The sequence below is a fragment of the Corynebacterium sp. HMSC074A09 genome, from assembly GCF_001811545.1.
In the GTDB taxonomy this organism is placed as follows: Bacteria; Actinomycetota; Actinomycetes; order Mycobacteriales; family Mycobacteriaceae; genus Corynebacterium; species Corynebacterium hiratae.
This window is the reverse complement of the sequence record NZ_KV805146.1, coordinates 53,122-70,938: the sequence shown is the minus strand read 5'-3', so window position 1 is coordinate 70,938 and position 17,817 is coordinate 53,122. Positions and strand designations below refer to the sequence as shown.

The 17,817-nt window shown below is 64.9% G+C and carries 13 protein-coding genes and 1 pseudogene; 1 reads left to right on the top strand and 13 read right to left on the bottom strand.

What is annotated here, in order from left to right; all coding sequences use genetic code 11:
• Positions 1 to 78: 78 nt before the first annotated feature.
• The 10 genes and pseudogenes from HMPREF2807_RS05125 to HMPREF2807_RS05080 form a co-directional block, all read right to left on the bottom strand.
• Positions 79 to 1,938: a FadD32-like long-chain-fatty-acid--AMP ligase gene (locus tag HMPREF2807_RS05125; protein ID WP_070510930.1), complete on the bottom strand. Its 1,860-nt coding sequence runs from the start codon at positions 1,936 to 1,938 to the stop codon at positions 79 to 81.
• A gap of 125 nt (positions 1,939 to 2,063) precedes the next feature.
• Entirely contained in the window at positions 2,064 to 2,996 is a 933-nt protein-coding gene (locus HMPREF2807_RS05120; protein WP_070511010.1) for a cutinase family protein, read from the bottom strand.
• A 66-nt stretch (positions 2,997 to 3,062) separates the two neighbouring features.
• Positions 3,063 to 3,581, bottom strand: a complete 519-nt coding sequence (locus HMPREF2807_RS05115) for a hypothetical protein (RefSeq protein ID WP_070510928.1) — start codon at positions 3,579 to 3,581, stop codon at positions 3,063 to 3,065.
• An 8-nt stretch (positions 3,582 to 3,589) separates the two neighbouring features.
• Positions 3,590 to 5,503 (bottom strand): alpha/beta hydrolase-fold protein, encoded by a 1,914-nt coding sequence (locus HMPREF2807_RS05110; RefSeq protein ID WP_369816140.1) that lies wholly within the window; start codon positions 5,501 to 5,503, stop codon positions 3,590 to 3,592.
• Positions 5,504 to 5,799: 296 nt separating this feature from the next.
• Positions 5,800 to 6,831: an alpha/beta hydrolase gene (locus HMPREF2807_RS05105; RefSeq protein ID WP_175973789.1), complete on the bottom strand. Its 1,032-nt coding sequence runs from the start codon at positions 6,829 to 6,831 to the stop codon at positions 5,800 to 5,802.
• Positions 6,832 to 6,975: 144 nt separating this feature from the next.
• The gene (locus HMPREF2807_RS05100) at positions 6,976 to 8,721 is read right to left on the bottom strand and encodes an arabinofuranosyltransferase AftB family protein (RefSeq protein WP_070510922.1); all 1,746 of its coding nucleotides are present in this window, start codon (positions 8,719 to 8,721) and stop codon (positions 6,976 to 6,978) included.
• An 11-nt stretch (positions 8,722 to 8,732) separates the two neighbouring features.
• The gene (locus HMPREF2807_RS05095; protein WP_070510919.1) at positions 8,733 to 9,740 is read right to left on the bottom strand and encodes a decaprenyl-phosphate phosphoribosyltransferase; all 1,008 of its coding nucleotides are present in this window, start codon (positions 9,738 to 9,740) and stop codon (positions 8,733 to 8,735) included.
• Entirely contained in the window at positions 9,737 to 10,264 is a 528-nt protein-coding gene (locus HMPREF2807_RS05090) for a phosphatase PAP2 family protein (RefSeq protein WP_070443283.1), read from the bottom strand. The genes HMPREF2807_RS05095 and HMPREF2807_RS05090 overlap by 4 nt, the downstream gene beginning before the upstream one ends.
• Entirely contained in the window at positions 10,254 to 12,206 is a 1,953-nt protein-coding gene (locus HMPREF2807_RS05085) for a glycosyltransferase (protein WP_070510917.1), read from the bottom strand. The genes HMPREF2807_RS05090 and HMPREF2807_RS05085 overlap by 11 nt, the downstream gene beginning before the upstream one ends.
• A 94-nt stretch (positions 12,207 to 12,300) precedes the next feature.
• A pseudogene (locus HMPREF2807_RS05080) lies at positions 12,301 to 12,459 on the bottom strand (protein tyrosine phosphatase); the annotation flags it as partial.
• A 927-nt stretch (positions 12,460 to 13,386) separates the two neighbouring features.
• On the opposite strand from HMPREF2807_RS05080, the gene HMPREF2807_RS13890 reads away from it, so the two are divergent.
• Complete coding sequence (locus HMPREF2807_RS13890) at positions 13,387 to 13,554, top strand: hypothetical protein (RefSeq protein ID WP_154762579.1); 168 nt, start codon at positions 13,387 to 13,389, stop codon at positions 13,552 to 13,554.
• 17 nt (positions 13,555 to 13,571) lie between these two features.
• Here HMPREF2807_RS13890 and HMPREF2807_RS05075 read toward each other — a convergent pair whose 3' ends face one another.
• From HMPREF2807_RS05075 to HMPREF2807_RS05065, 3 genes are read right to left on the bottom strand one after another with little or no spacing between them, the layout of a single operon-like run.
• Positions 13,572 to 15,263: an ABC transporter ATP-binding protein gene (locus tag HMPREF2807_RS05075; protein ID WP_232751630.1), complete on the bottom strand. Its 1,692-nt coding sequence runs from the start codon at positions 15,261 to 15,263 to the stop codon at positions 13,572 to 13,574.
• A 38-nt stretch (positions 15,264 to 15,301) separates the two neighbouring features.
• Positions 15,302 to 17,080, bottom strand: coding sequence for an ABC transporter ATP-binding protein (locus HMPREF2807_RS05070; protein WP_046647600.1), 1,779 nt, complete (start codon positions 17,078 to 17,080; stop codon positions 15,302 to 15,304).
• Positions 17,077 to 17,757 carry a class I SAM-dependent methyltransferase gene (locus HMPREF2807_RS05065; protein ID WP_046647601.1) on the bottom strand — a complete coding sequence of 227 codons (681 nt, stop codon included), beginning with the start codon at positions 17,755 to 17,757 and terminating at the stop codon, positions 17,077 to 17,079. The genes HMPREF2807_RS05070 and HMPREF2807_RS05065 overlap by 4 nt, the downstream gene beginning before the upstream one ends.
• Positions 17,758 to 17,817 lie beyond the last annotated feature (60 nt).

The following is a 17,817-nucleotide window of genomic DNA, read 5'->3' as shown; positions in this document are numbered from 1 at the left end:
ACCGACATACCCACAGGCAGCGGCAACCCCCGCCCCCACGGCTCACGCGGGGAACGGGGGTTGGAGGGTGCGGCGCCTTTAAGAGGCGAGGTAGCTCTTCTTGGCCACGCGGCGGGCAATCTTGCCCGAAGAGGTGCGCTTGATTTCGTTAGCGCTGAACCACTGGATGACGGCCGGGGTCACGCCGTGGTTCGCGGAGACCGCGGAGCGGATGACCTCGGATGCAGCGGCGTCATCGGCCGGGTTGGCGTCGTCGGCGCGCTCGATGAGCAGCACGAGCTCCTCGGTGCTGCCGCCTTCCACGGAGAAGGCCGCGATGGAGTCCGCGCGCACGTGGTCCGAGGCCTCCTGCACGGTGCCTTCAATGTCCTGCGGGTAGTGGTTGCGGCCAGCCACCACGATGAGGTCCTTGAGACGACCGGTGATGTACACCTGGTTATCCACGATGGCCGCCAGGTCACCGGTGGCCAGCCAGTTGTTGTCCTCCGGCGCGTTCGGCACGCGGGTGCCCTCCGCCAAACGCTCGCCGAGCGTGTTGTGGAAGGTAGAGGCAGTTTCTTCCGCTCGGTCCAAGTAGCCGGCGGCACGGTTCTCTCCATGCAGCCAGATCTCGCCCACGCGGCCATCCGGCAACTCGACCTTGGTCTCCGGGTCCACGATGGTCAGGTGCTGAGCCACGACGCTCTGACCACAGGAGGCGTAGGCCACGGAGTCCGCAGACTTTTCGACGATGACCGCTTCGCCCTCGGCCAGACGCTCGCGATCGAAGTGCGAAATGATCGGGCGCTCCAGAGTCTGCGGGGTGGTCACAATCAGCGAGGCCTCCGCCATGCCGTAGGACGGGCGCAGGGTCTCACGGCGCAGGCCATACTCCTCCTTGCCGAAGGTCTCCCAGAAGGAGTTCACCGCAGATTCCGTGACCGGCTCCGAGCCGATCACGATGCCATCGACGTTGCTGAAGTCCAGCGTCTCCCCCGCCGCCGGAGCACCGTAGCGCGCGGCGAGCTCGAGGGCGAAGTTGGGAACCACGGCGTAGGTTCCCTGCAGCTGCTCATCGATGGGCTGACGCTTGAGCTGGTCAATCCAGCGCTTAGGCTGCTGGACGAAGTCACGCGGCGTCATGATCTCCAGGTTGACGCCCAGGATGGTCACGAAAACCGCCAGGATGATGCCCATGTCGTGGTGCATCGGCAGCCAGGACACCACGCGGGCCGGCAGCTTGATCTGCACCGCGGTGAAGATCTGCAGCACGTTGGTCATGATGTTGCGGTTAGTCAGCAACACGCCCGCCGGGGTGCGGGTGGAACCGGAGGTGTACTGCAGGAAGGCGGGCTGGTCCAGCGGCGCGGTTTGCAGCGCGGCAAGCGCGGCCTTGCCTTCCTCCGTCTCCAACGGGTTGACCCAGCTCTGCGCCAGCGAATCCGGCAGGGAGTCGATGGAAATGATGCGCGGGCGCTCAGCCGCCGGGCGGTCCGAGAAGTACGCGCGGTTGGCGGCAGCGGAAAGGTTGTTGGTCAGCACGATCGACGGGTTGGCATCCCCGAAGACCGCCCGCAGATGATCGGTGTGGCCGGGTTCATTCGGATCATAGAGCGGAATTGGGGTCATGCCGGCGTACATCGCGCCCAGGAAGCCGAAGATGTACTCAGGGGAGTTGCCCGCCAGGATGGCGACGCGGTCCCCCATTGTGCCCACCTGCTGCAGGCGTGCGGCCACCGCCTTGATTCGGGTATTGACCTGGGAGCGGGTGATATCGCGCGGCGTTCCCTCCGGGTTATCGCTAAAGACCCACTGGCGCATCACCGGGCGATCCGGGATTCCCGCCTGCTGCTCCGCGGCATAGACGTGTTCGGCGAGGCCCGCCAACGTGAGGTGAGGCGGTAGGGCGATGTTGCCCTTCTCGTCGAAGAACTGGCCGATCAAGGCTTTCAGGTCCATGTGGGAAAGCTCCTTCGTAGGGTAGAGAGGGGCGCGCACCCCTGCTTCACGTACTTTTGACATTGAAAATATCAGAAGGGATGTGCCGAACGTTACATGGCGCGCGGACGGGACGTCGTCAAGCGCTACTGCGCGTCGATGATGTCCTTGGCCCACTGCGTCACCCACTGGTTGGCCGTGGCGCCGTCGATGACGTCCGGATTGTAGGCATACAGTGCATGAACACCGTTGGCATCGATGAGGTCGCGCGCGCGTTCGAGCCCGTTGCTCACGTCCAGCGGGGCATCGCAGATGGAGTCATTCGGCGCGCAGATTTGGAAAGTGCGGTCCGCCAGCGCTCCGAAGCCATTGGCGCGCTCGCCACGCATTGTGGCGCCCGGAACGATGCCCTGAATCAAGGTCGATACCGGCTGCAAGGCAATCTCCGCGCCCACGCCGCCGACGTGCGCGCCCGGGTTAATGCCCACGCCGTCTTGGCGCCGGCCGTCCGCAATGAGCGCCACGCCCGCCACGTTCTCTGCGGGGATGGGCCCGTTGCCGCCACCAATCCTGTCCGCCACATCGCCCGCAATGACCGCACCCTGCGAGAAGCCACTCAGGATGAACTTCGTGTCCGGGCAGGTCTCGTGCATGTAGGTCAGCTCGCCCTCGAGGCGCGAGGTGCCTTCGTTGCGGGAATCGTCGTAGCTCATCTCGTGCTGCGCGTTGATGTTCTTAAACTGCGCGGTGTACGGCAGCGTCCACACCTTAACGTCCTCGGGGACGTAGGCCTCCTTCAGGGGATTCGTGATCGAGAGCATGAAGGAGTTCGGGTTCGCCCCCGGGTTGATCGGATCATCGTCCGCAGCAGACTCCCACGTTCCCGGCGCGGAGATGAACTCCACGCGCGGGCACCAATCCGGCTGCTCGGGGTCCGTGTTGCCCTCCTCCTGGGAAGGGGCAGGCTCCGCAAGGTTTCCTTGTTCCCCTTCCCCGCGGGTATTGAGGAAGTGAACCGCTCCCCCGCCAATCAGGGCGAGGAGGACGACCACGGCAAGGACGGTCAGAGTGTTACGCATGGTTTTACGCATGAAGAAATTTCTACCTTGGGAAGGTGCGGGATTGACTGGAAAATCCCTGCCACATTACTGAGCGCAGAGCGCGCGGCCCTGCTCGGTGATGAGCTGGACGAGTTCTTCGTGGCTGAGTTCGCTACGGCCCTGCTCGATGAGCTGCCCGGCCACCGCGGGCACGGTGACGGTATCGCCCTGGCAGGAGGCCTGCGCGGCACCCACCAGCTGGTCTTCCACACCGTCGATGTTCACGCCCTTCTCAGCCACTGCGGCCAGGAAGTCCTGGTCCGGGCCCTGTTCAGGCGCGGGCGCGGGAATTTCGGAGATCTCGCGCGCGCCGCGGTCCTCCGGCTCGTCTTCCTGCGCTCGCTCACTCTGCTCGGAGGGGGACTCCGACGCTGAGCTGGCCGACGCCTTGCTTGCCGACGATTCACCGCTCGCCCCCGAGGAGCGCTCCAGCGGCGCCACCGATGTTTCGGTGGCCTCACCTTCCTCGACGGTGGCGGAACCGCAGCCGGTCAACAGCGCACCGGCGGCCAGCAACACGGCCGCGCCGGCTGTCGCAGCGGGACGGGCGGAGAAAAATCGCATAGCCGTCCCTACTTCTTATCCGCCTGAACCTGGCCCATGACCTTGCGGATAACACCGTGCTGGAAGGTCTGGGTCAGCCCGCCGGCCGGGATCGTCGCATAATCCTCGGTGGGCCAGCCGAACTCGCCCTGCTCGTAGCCGTGCTTTCCCCACTCATCGAAGATCTCTCCCTTGAGGATGTAGTGCGCGCCGGAGTCCATGGACCAGTAGATGTTGCCGTGCTCGAACTCCTGGAAGAAGCCGCCGTTGACGGCCTTCTCCTCACCCACCGGGAAGCCCAGCTCGGAGTCAGCAGCCTTCAGCTCCTTGTACTTCGCGCCGATAGCACCGTGCACGATGTGGAAGGAACCGTCTGGATTGCGGGTCAGTACGCCGTCCTCGAACTCCTGGACCTCGCCGTCGCCGACCTTGCGCGGCTCGGCTACCGGGTACTTGAGGTCGCCGCCCTCGAAGCCGTTCTTGCCCCAGGCGTCGAAGAAGTCCTTCGAGATAGGCCAGGCGCCGGTCTCCGGGGTCCAGTAGATGGAGCCATGCTCGAAGTGGACGTAGCGTCCGCGACCGTCGGGGGTCTTCTCCTCACCGGTCTTCGGGAAACCCAACCAGGAGGTCGGGCCACCGAGCTCGGAGTAGCGTGCGCCGATGCGGCCGATAACGGCGTGCGCACCAGTCTCCGGGGACCAGTAGGCAGTACCGGCCTGGAAGTCCTGGGCCTTGCCGCGCTCGGCGACGTCATACTCGTTGTTCACGCAGGAGCCGATGATGCCGGACTTGGTGGCCTCAGCGATGGCCCCAACCGGGGTGCAGTCCGCGCCACGGTCGCTCTTGTCCAAGCCGAGAGAATCGGCGATGTAGGGCCATGCCTCGGTCATCTCGAACTGCCAGTATTCCCAGCTGTGAACGCCGGTCGGGCGGAACTTCACGACCGGCTCGACGCCGACGCGCTTGGCGTAGTCAACGAAGGTCTGGGTGGACATGCGCGAGATTGCTTCTAGGCCCACGCCGGCCATGTTGGCCTGGCCCTTCGCCACGGAGCCGATTTGGCCGTAGTCGTCCTTGCCGTTGCCGGCGGAGACGTAGACCTTCATGTCCTTGAGGTTTTCAATACCCAGCTTCGGATCGTGATCGATCCAATCCTGGGAGTAGAGATCGCCCCACATGTTGGTGGAGGTGAATCCGCCGGCATCAGCCTGCGCGGCGGTAATGGCCTCCGGCATACCGGTGGTGGTGGTGTCGAGGTAACCCGAGAAAGAGCCAACATACTTGAAGGCCCAGGGGTTGCGCTCGGCCAGGTTCATGGCGGCGGTACCACCCATGGAGATACCGGTCACGGCGCGCTTGCCGTTGGAGCGGTAGCCCTTCTCCAGGATCGGGATGAGCTCCTTCATCAGGAAGGTCTCCCACATGTAGTGGGTGCCGTTGTCTTCCTTCTGCCAGTCGGAGTAGAAAGAGGACTCGCCGCCCACCGGCATGATGAGGTTGACGTTGCGGTCGGCGTACTGGGACAGGATGTTGGTCTCGATGGTCCAACCGGACTCATCGTCACGCGCGCGCAGGCCGTCGAGTGCCCAGACCTCCGGGAAGGTCTTGTCCGGGCTGGAGTACCAATCGCGCGCAAGCTGAATCTGCACGACCTGCTCCTTGTCCGGCATGGCGGCGGACTTGATGTAGACCTTGAGGTGGCGGTTGGTCAGGTATTCCACGCGGGAGACGGACACGCCCTCCGGCAGGCCGTCGATCTTCGGGTACTCCGTCTCCACCGGGGTACGCTGCGGCGGGTTGGACGGGGCGAAAGAATCGGAGAAGTTAGAGCTTCCCAGCAGGTCGGTAATGCCCTCGCTCGAAGAGCTTGAGGACTGCGCGTTTGCGATAGGCAGCAACGCAAAGCCCACTGCCACGGCGGTGGGCAGCGCAGCGATGGTCAGGCCCTTGCGGGCTGCGGACGGGGAACGCAGGCCGGAATCCTTAGCGGACCGGCGAGGCTGAGATGACGCAGTGTTCGGCATTGAAGAGTCCTTTTAAGGGGTATATCGAGATAAGGGCACGCGGTACCGCGCGCGAGTTCCGCAGGTTCCCCTCCTGCGGAACTCGCCGCCGCACGCGTGGTGAGCGGTCTAGTGTGTTCTCAAGTTTAAGTTTAACTTGAGACTTTCGGTAGGGGGACACGCCCAACGGTGGGATGAAAAAAGCCGCCACACCCAAGGGCACGGCGGCTAGCTGGTTACCAGGCGTTCATAACGTTAAGCACCTGCGGCTTGGAGCGTTCCAGCTGGTAACCGAACTGCTCCCAGTTGTGCAGACCCTGGGCTGGGTAATCCGTCTGCAGGCGAACACCCATCGCCCGAGCCTTGAGCTCCCACAGGCGGGTGGTGCCGTTGGCGAAGGCTTCCAACGCCATGCCCGACGCGATGTGCTGCGGCAAGTAGCGTTGTTGATCCAGCGGCCCCGGAACACCGGAAGCGGCGGACACGTAAACATCCGTTCCGTTTGCAGCCAGATCCGGGATCAGGTTGAAGGGATCATTGCTGAAGCGCTTCGGGTTGATGACGGAGCCGTACATGGCGTTGATGTTGAAGCCGCCGGCGTCGAGAAGCGCCAGGCGCATAAAGGTCTGGGCTCCCGGCAACGTCGTGGTGAGGTAGCCGGAGTAGGACAGCGCCTGACGGAACTGCTCGGGGTGCTTGCCAGCGAGGGTAATCGCTGCGGTAGCGCCCATGGACAGACCAGCAATGGAGTTATTGTTGCGGGCCACGCCGAAGTTGCCCTCAAGGTAAGCCGGCAACTCCTGCGTCAGGAAGGTCTCCCACTGGTAGTTGACCGGCTTGACCAGATCGTACGTAGCCGGACCGTTCCAGTCTGCATAGAAGGAGCCAGCGCCGCCCACCGGCATCACCAGGGTGATGTTGTGATCCACGTAGGTGCGCGCGGCGTTGACGTCATGGATCCACGCGTTGGTGGAATCGGTCGCGCGCAGACCATCGAGCAGGTAGAGGCCCGCGTTGCCGCCGTTCTTGGCAGGCTGGATCTGCACCGGGATGTTTCGGCCCATCGCCTGGGACCACACATCGCAGCGCTGCACCCAGAAGCCAACGCGATCCCACTCGCAGGTGCCGGTGGCGTCCGCGCGCAGCCAGTCACGGTGAGCCGCGGATGCTTCCTGGGTGCCGGCGGTCACGACCAGGCCCAAGGCCACGGCGATAGCGGCCACCACTGAGAGGACCCGAGTCCGCAGGCCAGAGCTTAGTGAACTCATGTTTCTCCTTAACATTTTTACTGCCATTACTACATCGCCAACACGCCAGCGATAGTTACGGATCAATAACGAGAATCTTTTGTAGCGTAACGCACCCTGGCAATTTTTGCCTCCCCGTGGGGGTATTTGCCAGCCCGCCCCAAGCTAGTGGGCAGGGTAATCGGCCGGATCGGCAGAAAACATGAGGGTGCGCCCCGTGGTCACGGAGAAGGCCAGGTTCGCGCGGAAGCGCTCCCACGTCAGGGGCTCGCTGTAGGAAGCAACAAGCTCCTGCACCTCTGGCGTCGCCAGCGCCGCCCGCGCCTGCCGAGTCTTCTCCTTGTCATACCACGGCGGGAGGTACTCAATGTCCGCGCCGGTCAGCGCCGCCTGCCACTCCAGCTCGAGGTGCTTGTCGTGGCCCACACGCCCGCCTTCCTCGCGGGGCATCCGTGCGGCCAGCGGGGTGGCCAGGCCGATGGTGTCGAGCACCCGCACGTTGAGCGGCGCGTTCATTGAGGTCATGCCCAGATTGACCAGGTAGACCGTCGGCGGCTCCTCCGCGCCCGGCTCGCGCGGAACGGTGAGCCAATTGAGAAGGTCCTTTTCCTCGTCCTCTACGTAGATAACACCCAGCGCATCGCCGTCCGCTAACTTTTCGGCGGCTTCCCCGTATCCGCGCATGAACTTCATCCCCAGGTAGTCTTTGGCCGAGCGCGGCGGGTAGCCTGCCTCGCGGTTCGTGGCGTAGGTCCAGAAGTCGCGCTCATCCACGATGGACAGCGGCTGCTCGTAGGCCTCCCAGTCCGTGGGGTGCCCGCGCAGCACGACCACCACGGCCCACACCGCGCAGAAGGCCGCCGCGAGCCCAGACACCAGGCCTCTCAGCGGCAGCACGAAGACCGGCAGGAGGGCGGCAAACAGCGGCAACAGCAACATGCGGCCGTGCATGAAGTCGCCGCCGACGCGCAGCACGTACACCACATGCACCACCGCCGCACCGACCAGCAGATAAGTGACGGTCGTGGAGCTTCGCAGGGCCGCCGGACGCAGGTGGGCGCGGAAGGTCCACAGCGCAGCACCCGCCAGCACGAGAACGGGCAAGTACAGGGCATACGGACCAACGAAGTCACCGACATAGTCCAGGCCGCTGCCCCACGCGCTTGACGACGCCGACTTGGCCACCGCCGTGTGCGGCGTCAACAGGCCGTAATAGCCCATGCGGAAGAATTGGTAACCCGCCGGGATGGGCAGGGCCGCGCCAAGAATGCCGAGCCAGACTTTCCAGTTGCGGTGCGCCGCCAAGAGGAGCAGGCCGGCCAGCCCGCCGTAGAGCGCGAATTCCGGGCGCACGAGCCAGGACAATCCCGCCCACAGCGCCAGCCAGTAGGCGCTGGCGTTATCGCGAGACTGCGCCCAGTGCTGGAGCAACGCCCACAGGGCGGCGAGGTAGAAGATGGACAGGCCCCACTCGAGTCCGGAGGTAAAGAAATCACGGGCAGGCGGCAGCGCGAGGTAGACCAGCGCGCCCGCGGGCGCCAGAAGCGGAGTGGCGAGTTGGCCCGAGCGGAAGAAGGCCCGGGCTGTGGCCCACGCCCCCAACATCATGGCCGCGACCGCCAGAAGCAATCCCAGGTTGACGGCGATGGACTCCAGCGGGGCGTTGGTGACCCAGCGGGCAAGCAGGATGAGGTACTGCCACAGCGTCGAGGTATTGGCCTCCACGCGCTCGCCGTTGTTGAAGACGGGGCCGTTGCCCTCCTCCAGGTTGCGCACCGTGCGCAGGACGATCAGGCCATCGTCAGAAATCCAGCGGCGGGCGAAGCCACCCCACAACGAGAAAACTCCGATCACGATGACCGAGGCCAACGCGCTGAGCGCCGCCGCGGTACGTGATCCGGATTTTCGCATGAGGAGAGAGTTTAGCCCATCATGACCGGCATGATGTAAACAGCCATAGCAATGCAGGCCAGCCACAGCAGAGCCAGAATCTGGAGGACGCGGTCCTCCAGGGCAATCTCATCCGGGGCACCACCGTTGCCGCGGTCCACGTCGGCGGCATAGCGCAGAATCGCGATAGTAAACGGCACCATGGACACCTGGTACCACACGCTGGCCGGGCCATCAGACTCGTTGGAGAGCTGGAATCCCCACAGGGAGTAGGACATGACAACTGCGGTGGCCGCCAGAGTCCACACGAAGCGCAGGTAGGTAGGCGTATAGCCCTCCAGGGATTTGCGGATCTTGGCGCCCGTGCGCTCCGCCAGAAGGATCTCCGAGTAGCGCTTGCCCGAGGCCATGAACAGCGAACCAAATGCGGCCACCAGCAGGAACCACTGGGAGAGCACGATGCCCGCGGCCACACCACCGGCCATGGTGCGCAGCATGAAACCGGAGGACACCAAGGCGATATCGATCACCGGCATGTGCTTCCACCCGAAGCAATAGCCCAGCTGCAGGCCGATGTAGATGGCCATGACGATGGCGAGCTGCAGGCCTGCGGTGGCCAGGAAGGACAGACCAATCGAACCCATGATGAGCACCGCCGCCATGGCATAGGCCAGGCCCACCGGAAGCACACCCGCCGCAATCGGGCGGAAGCGCTTCGTCGGGTGCGCGCGGTCAGCCTCCACGTCGCGGGCATCGTTGATGAGGTAGATGGAGGACGCGCCCATGCAGAAGACGATGAAGGCGAGGAGGACGTCGAGAAGCACGCGCGTGTGGAACAGCGACTCCGCACCCGCTGCCGCAGGGGCGGCGAGAACGAGGACGTTCTTGACCCACTGCTTGGGGCGCAGGGCCTTCACCATGCCATCGGCGAGGTTCTTCGGCGGCTTGCGCTTGCGGCCAGTATCGATGCCGGAGGTGTGCGGCTCAGAGTGGAAGACTCTCTGCTCACCGTCGTCGACGCGGTTAGGACGTTCGCTCATGCCGTCTTCCTTTCATAGCGGTGACATGCTTCCGCGGTGGCGGCTCCCAGCAGGGCACCGATCGCCGTATCGGATGGGTAATGTACCCCGAGCACCATACGCGAGGCCATCATGACCGGCACACCAACGAGCGGTGCCGGGGTTCCTAGAACGTGCGCTGCACCCACGAGGAACGCGCTTGTCGACGTCGCGTGGGACGACGGAAAAGACAGCTTAGACGGGGTTTTCACGCCGACTTTGACGTAGTCATAGTCCGGGCGCTTGCGGCGCACAATGCGCTTGATCACAACGCTGGCCGCGTGCGCCGTGAAAGCACCCGCACCGACGGCTAGCCACTGGCGGCGACGCGCCGGATTCTGGTAATTCACGGCGACACCCAAGCCGGAGAGCGCCAGCCAGCCCAGGGCGTGCTCGCCGAAGTGGCTTAAACCCCGCGCGGTGGGCAGAACACCGGGCGCATCAAAGGCCGCGTCCTGAATCTTTTCAAGGACGTGGGATTCGGCGACAGAAAGCTTATTGGGCATCGAAGACCTTTCGCCAGGACTCGCGGGAGGTCAGCTCCGGCAGGGCCGCGCGGTACTCGGCGCGCAGGTCATCGAAGTTATCCTCGATTTCCTTGAGCAGCTCGCGGGTGGACTTCACCAGCTCGAGGGCCAGCTCGCGGTCGCGCTTGCGGAAGGCCACGCCGGTGCCACCCGCGGTAGAGACGGTGGCGGAATCGACGCGGGAGAGCGTGAACCAGCGGGCCTCCTCCGGGGTGAGGTTGAGCTGCGGCGCTTCATGGTGCGCTGGATCTTCCTTGGTGACCAAGTGCTTGGCAGACTTGATGAGCCACGGAATCTTCTTGATCTTGCCCAGGCGGCCACCGACATTGCGGGTCGGCACGCCCGGCGCGCCGGTGGGCGCGGGCAGTTGGTCCGCCGAATCGATAATGACAGCATCCGGGAATTCCTTACGGATTGCGGCGATGCGCGGCAACGAGGACTCCAAGATGTCGAAGAGCTGATCCGGGCCGGCCAGGAAGTCCTTCATAGCCTCCAACTGGATGGCCATGGTGGAGTACTCCATGCACATGGTGTGCTTGAGGGTGGACTTAAAGATCGACTTGGTAATCCCGCGCGCATCACCCTCGTGGTAGAGGGCCGCCACGATGAGGCGGTTGCGCAAGTGGAAGTAGGCCTGCCAGTCGATGGCATCGTCCTTATCCGCCCACGCCATGTGCCAGATGGCCGCGCCCGGCCAGGTCACCGTGGGGAAACCGTGGGCGGCAGCACGCAGGGAGTATTCGGTGTCGTCCCACTTGATAAACAGCGGTAGCGGCTGCCCGATGCTTTCCGCGACGACGCGCGGGAAGAGGCACATCCACCAGCCGTTGTATTCCACGTCGACGCGGCGGTGCAGCGCGCGGGAGTCATACTTCTTCGGGTCGAGGCGGGACTGCGTATCACCGATGGCGCGCAGCGGGTACTTGGCAAAGTCGTGGTCGTAGACGGCGTGCTCGGCCGCGCCCCACATGAAGTCAGCGCGGTTCACGCGCTCGCCGGTGGTGCGCAGCTGGGAGCGCTCCTGCAGGTTGAGCATCTGCCCGCCCACGATGAAGGGCTTGGCGGCGTAGCGCGCTGCTTGGACCGCACGAAGAATGGAATCCGGCTCGATGGCAATGTCATCATCCATGTAGAGGATGTAGGGCGAGTCTGTGTTTTCCAGCGCCTCGAACATGATGCGGGAGTACCCACCCGAGCCGCCCAGGTTGCCCTGGCGGAACTCGCGGAAGCGCTCACCAAAGTGCGCAACGGCTTCGTCGTAGCCTGGTTCGTCCGCGGGGTGCTGGTTCCCTTGGTCCGGCATAAGGACGTAGTCGATGATGCCGTCCACCACCGGGTCCTCCGCCAACGCCTGCAGCGCCGCGACAGCATCCGTCGGGCGGTTAAAGGTCGGGATACCCACGGCGACGCGCTTCTCCTGCGCCGGATACTCGCTGCCGTCCGGCAGGAGCTGCGGGTTCGGGGCATGCGGGGCGCACCAAGCGGCGTCGGTAAGCACGGTGTCCTCAACGGCGGAGGCATCGAACCACAGCAGGCCGCCGTCCTCGAAGTTCTTCAGGGGCAGCTCAAACTCGTGGTGCCCGGTGGTCACCACGTGGTTGGCCACGGCGATGCGCTGGCCGTCCTGCTTGGAGCGGTACAGGGAGATGTTGGCCTCTCCCTCCACGTCCATGACCAGCACGATGGACTTCAGCTGGGACCAACGGCGCCAGTAGGCGGCCGGGAACGCATTGAAGTAGGTCTCGAAGGAGGCCTCTTCGCCGGCCGGGATGGTCACGGAAGTGCGGCCACTCCAGCTGAGGCGCTCGCGGTTTTGCTCGGACTCGATGAGGTAGAGCATGCGGACGTCGACCGGCTCGCCACGCTTGGGCAGCAGGATGCGCTGTACGGGTTCGTACGCAGCAGTATTGTTGGCAGTCACGATATCTTCGGTTCTCCACACAGATTTCGACAGTATTCAGGAACCAAGATTAGTGGTTTCGCACTCTTCAGCTGAGTTCCCACGCGGCTGAAAGCTAAGCCGAGAGGGGTGCATCCTCCGAGATGGGTTCGATGCCCAGACGGTTGAGCATGTAAAGCACGCGGGCGCGGAGGTCGTCAGCCAGCTCGCGGGTCTCCTCTACGGTTTCTGCCGTAGCGATATCCCAAATCTTGATGTCCTTGCCGACTTCGTCGCCTATGATTGTGGCGCCAAAAGGAAATCGACCTCGATGGTCACGAACTCGTGGCCGCAATTGTCAGAGGCTCAAGAGAGTGTCGAATCGGAGGGAGATTGAGAAAGTAGAGAACAATACTGACTAATTTTTCGCTAACTGACAACTATTAACTCTGTACAATAAGAAGGATACTCCTCATAGCAACACATGATCAGTGTGTCTTTCTTCCTATTTCAGTCAGCTCAAAGAGTCGACTTTAGCGAACCTCTTCCCAACTGCTCCCAAAGTGAGATAAACGCCGGTACAAACAAGAAATGCTGCAAAAAGAACGCCAGCAAGGGAAAACGAAACCTTCAGAGAAATCCCCGCCATCACATGCCCCAATGAGGAACCAAGGATGGGCCTGACCCCCGACGTGTCTACTTTCCGGGGGTCAGGCCCCAAGCCCACCCGTGGAGTTCACAACCTATATAGGAACACCCCCCGACGAGGTGACGAGAATCCCCTCGTTGCTGTCGGACGGCGGTTTCCCGACCGGTGGCCCGGCCGCCGGCAAACCTCACCCGCGGCCGCCCGGGCCCTGTCCATGGCCAAGCCCGGTCTGGTGCCCCCGGCGCCAACGACTTCCGGTGCCGCCCCGGGACGGTGAATTGCCCGTCATCCTCATTCCCGGGACCGGGTCGTCGAACAGCTCATCGGTACCGATGCCTCGAACCACGGGCCCCGGGCGCACAGCGCAGCCGATCGCTTTGACGTCCACCCCGAGATGCGCCACGGATACTCCCGAAACGCCGGCAAACGAACGCGCTTGCCTGGGAACAGCAGATCTCCGGTTCCATGCTGCTGAATGAGCTGACCATCGGCGACATCACTCGACCGGGCGTGCGGTACACCTTCCTAGGCACGCGGCACGACAATGCCGTGCTCCCCCACTAAAACTCCTTCGTGCGGGAACCCGGCGTCACCAACATCACCGTCCAAGACGTGTGCCCCGCCCACCGCACCGAGCACTACGGCTTCAATTACGACCCTGTCGCCCAGGGCATCGTCGAGGACCCGCTGACCGGGACGGCGTGGCGGGACCACTGCACCGGTACCGGACCGGAGCGATAGTCCTCGACGGACGAGGATCAGGCGCCCGGGGAACTCCCCGTCCGGCACGCCCACGACTCGGCATAGCGGCCGCCCTTCGCCAGCAATTCATCGTGCGTGCCCCGTTCTGCGACCGTCCCGTCCTCCGAAAGCACGACGATGAGGTCGGCATCGCGGATGGTGTGCAGGCGATGGGCGACGACGATCACGGTGCGATCGCCGCGCAACGCCTCAATCGTGCCGATGATCGCCCGCTCAGTGGCCGCATCCAGCGAGGACGTCGGCTCGTCGAGAAGTACCACCGGGGAATCCTTCAGAAACGCCCGGGCGATGGCGACGCGCTGCCGCTCGCCTCCCGACAGCAGCGTCCCTTCCTCCCCCACCGGGGTATCCCACCCGGAAGGCAGCAGCTCCACGATGCGGTCCACCCCGGAACGCCGGGCGGCCTCGCGCAAGCGGTCCCCGTCACCGGGCCTGGAACCGAATCCGGGGTCGGCGAAGACCACGTTGTCCCGCACGGACGCGTCGAAAAGGAACGTCTCCTGGAACACCGGGGTCACCAGCGAGTTCACGCCGTCGGTGCCGATCCGAGGCAAGGGCACCCCGCCGATGAGGATCTCCCCCGAGTCCGGATCATGAAAACGCGACAGCAGCCGCATGACCGTCGTCTTGCCCGCCCCCGACGGTCCCACTACGGCAACCAGTGCTCCCTGAGGTGCACGGAAGCTGACGCCGTCGAGAACCTTCTTATCCCCGTACCCGAAGCTCACGTCGCGGAACTCCACGTCATGCCCGTCGGGCAGCTCCGGTGCGGCAGGTTCGGGAAGGGCGGGGATTGCCCGCAGGTCACGCAACGCAGCCAACGTGTTGCGGCCCGCACCGAACCCGCCGGACAACGCTCCCGCCGTGGTGATCGGTCCGGTGAACTGGACGAGCACGATGAGCATCGGCGCCAAATGCGTCGGCGCCATCCCACCCGTCGCGGCGACTGCCACGGCGACGATCACCGCCGCTGTGAACACCGCATGGACGACCGAACCCAACCGTCCGATGGCCGCCCCCTGCGTCGACGTCGCCTTCGCGAACGCATCGTGTTGGGCCCGGATCGCCTCATCCACCATCGCGTCCGCCGCCGAACCGTCGCCCGCGGCGCGAATCGCCTGCTGGCCGCGGGTGAACTCGATCAGCCTGCCGGAGACGGCAGCGACGGCGTCAGCATGCGCTTCGTCCGACTCCCCGCCGACCCGGCCAATGGCCCGGTAGGCGAAGAAGAGCACCGGTGCCGACGCGACAAGAACCAAACCGACGCGCCAATCCACCGCCAGAATTCCGAAGGCGATGACGGTCGGCGTAACCACCGCGGCGATGACGGGCCGCAGGATCACGTGCGGCACGGACGCCGCGAACGCGATACCCGACGACGCCATCTCCGAAAAGCGGCCGGCCGTGGACTTGGTGACGTACCCGAGTGGCAATGTCAGCACGCGTTCGCCCAGGGAACGCAGCAGGGACGACAGCACCGCTGCGGAATTCGCTCTGCCGACCGTCCCCGCGGCGAGGGACAGCACCGCATGGGCGGCCGCGAGGCCGGCGATGACGCCGGTGAAACGCCATGCCGTCGCATCATCTCCCTCGGCCAGAGCCGACAGCAGCGGCAGCAGCGCGACGAACGCCGCTCCCTGGGCCAGCGCGGCAAGCGTGGCCAACGCAATGAGCCACACCAGTGTCATTCTCGAGAGCCGATCCGTCATCGACCACAAGTCCCGAATCATCGGTTCCCTGCCTTTTCATCGTCTGATTCAGTGCCCCGCGGAGCGGATGGTTCGTCGTCGAGCGCGAACGCGCGCCACAGATCCCGGTAGCGGCCACCGCGCGCAAGCAACTCGTCGTGGGTGCCCGCCTCCGCGACCGCTCCCCCATCGAGAACGAGGATGCGGTCGGCGTTGCGGATCGTGCTCAATCTGTGCGCAATCACGATCACCGTCCGCGAACGAGCCAAACGCTCGATTGCGGACTGAATGAGGGCCTCGGAAGCCGGATCCGCGTAAGCGGTTGCCTCGTCGAAGATGAGCACCGGCGCGTCCGTGACAATCGACCTCGCGATGGCCACGCGCTGCGCCTCACCACCGGAAAAGGTCACGTCGACGTTGACCACCGAATCCAGGCCCTTCGGCAGCGCCGCGATGACCGTATCGAGGTTCGCGAGCTTCGCGGCCGCCATGATTTCGCCGTCGGTGGCGTCTCTCCTGGCCAGCCGGATGTTCTCCCGCAAGGGCAGCGTGAGCAACTGCGGATCCTGGAACACCACCGACACCGAACGGTGCACGTCGCGCACGGCGATGTCGCGAAGATCGTCGCCGCCCAGCAGCACCGATCCTTCGACAGGGTCGTGGAAACGCGCCAACAGCCGGGCGACGGTGGACTTTCCGGAACCGGAGGACCCCACCAGCGCCGTGAGGGTCCCCGGTTCGAACGTCGCGGACATCCCGTCGAGGACCCGCGGCCCATCGGCGTAGGAGAAGACCAGGTTCCGGACCTCGAGCGCGCCTCCGCGCGCGGGCACCGGATCGGCGGGCTCGGCGATCGGCGGCGTGCTCAGCACCTCCGCGATGGACTTCAGGGCGGCGATCCCCGCGATGATGGGTTCGGAGTTCATGGCCACCCGCACGATCGCCGCGGAGAGTCCAAGGCTGAGAACCAGCCCGGCGACGAGACCCTCCGGTATGCCGCCCGCGGCGTCCCTCAGAGCGAGGCCGGCCCCGCACACCACTGCGAGAACTGTGGTCGGGGACGTCACCACGTCGATGAGCCCGAGATAGATGTTCGACTGCCGGGACCAGGCGGACCACGCGCGGACGAACGACAACGCCGCGGCATCGTAGCGACCCGCGCCCTGGTTAGCACGCCCGAAGGACTTCATCACCGGGATACCGCGCACCAGCTCGATGACCGCGGCCGTCACTCCTTCGGAGGCTCGCTCGTAGTCGCGCTGAAGACCGGCTCCGCGCGAAATCATCACGCCCATCAGGGCGAAGGTGACCAGCACCGGGACGACCGCCACCACCGCGATCCGCCAATCCACCATGACGAGCGCGATGAGGGAAAGCAGGGGAACCAGCACCGCCACCACGGTCTCACCGACGGTGTGGCCCATGAGCTGGTGGACAGCCGCGACGTCCTTCTCAACCGACTCGATGATTCCCGACGACCGCCGGGCATCCAGCCAGCCCAGGGGCAACTTCCGGATTTGGGCGACCAGTCGGCGCCGGAGGTGGAGCTGCAGGTCATTATCCGCCCGGTGCGAGAGCATGCCGGCGGCGCCGTCCGCGGCCATGCGCACCGTTGCGGCGACGACGATGACAGCCACGGCCAACCACGTCCGATGCTCCGGGGCCTCCGGGTACGTCATCGCGATGTCGATGATGCCGACCAGCGAAGCGACGGTAGCCACCGACGACAGGACGGATAACGCGACCACCGCACGCATCCGGGTCCGAATCGGGGCGAGCAGCGACCACGGGCCTACGGTCCCGTCCACGGCGCTCACTTGCCCGCCTCCCCGATCGCGCTTTTCTTCGTGAGAGTGCAGAAGTACACCATGCCGGCGTGTGAGGCTCCGCCCAGCTTCAGCCCGTTGGCTTCGGCGAGGTCCTCGACCTCGCTGCCCCGGAACACCCGGTGGCCCATCTTCGCAACGACGGCCATGTCCACATGCTCGTTCACGTCGGGATCCTCGACGAACGTCTGCACGTAAGCGATGCCTCCATCGGCGAGCAGCCCGGCGACCCTGCCGAGCGCGGCTCCCGCATCCTTCATTTGGTGGAGCGCGCCACACACCCAGATTTCACAGGCCCCGCCGGGCTCTCCCGCGAGCGGCGTGAGGATGTCGGCAACGTGGAATTCCGTCCGGGCCCCAAGCCCGTCGGCGGCGGCGCGTTCGCGGGCGATGCGGATCGCATTGGGCGACAGGTCGTAGCCGACGATGTTCGCCCTGCGATAGCGAGACTCAGCGGCGAGCGTGCGGGCGAGCCACCCGGTTCCGCAACCGAGGTCGAGGACCCGGGCCGGCGCATCCGGCCCGGGATTCAGCGCACGGAGCTTCCGGTACACGGCGGCGTCCATCGGTTCGCGCGCATAGCGGCTGAGGAACCTCGGCTGGACCTTGTCCTCGTAGGCCGCGAGGAGCCTGCGGTTGTTCTGGACGATCTGGGCAATCGACTTCATCTGGTTCTGTCTCCGGGTGTGTGGGCCGCATCCACGCGGCGGTTTCGGGTTAGATGCTCG

Coding starts and splice junctions, on each gene's coding strand:
- HMPREF2807_RS05125 (WP_070510930.1), bottom strand. CDS start 1,938: ATGGACCTGAAAGCCTTGATCGGCCAGTTCTTCGACGAGAAGGGCAAC.
- HMPREF2807_RS05120 (WP_070511010.1), bottom strand. CDS start 2,996: ATGCGTAACACTCTGACCGTCCTTGCCGTGGTCGTCCTCCTCGCCCTG.
- HMPREF2807_RS05115 (WP_070510928.1), bottom strand. CDS start 3,581: ATGCGATTTTTCTCCGCCCGTCCCGCTGCGACAGCCGGCGCGGCCGTG.
- HMPREF2807_RS05105 (WP_175973789.1), bottom strand. CDS start 6,831: ATGAGTTCACTAAGCTCTGGCCTGCGGACTCGGGTCCTCTCAGTGGTG.
- HMPREF2807_RS05100 (WP_070510922.1), bottom strand. CDS start 8,721: ATGCGAAAATCCGGATCACGTACCGCGGCGGCGCTCAGCGCGTTGGCC.
- HMPREF2807_RS05095 (WP_070510919.1), bottom strand. CDS start 9,740: ATGAGCGAACGTCCTAACCGCGTCGACGACGGTGAGCAGAGAGTCTTC.
- HMPREF2807_RS05090 (WP_070443283.1), bottom strand. CDS start 10,264: ATGCCCAATAAGCTTTCTGTCGCCGAATCCCACGTCCTTGAAAAGATT.
- HMPREF2807_RS05075 (WP_232751630.1), bottom strand. CDS start 15,263: ATGACACTGGTGTGGCTCATTGCGTTGGCCACGCTTGCCGCGCTGGCC.
- HMPREF2807_RS05065 (WP_046647601.1), bottom strand. CDS start 17,757: ATGAAGTCGATTGCCCAGATCGTCCAGAACAACCGCAGGCTCCTCGCG.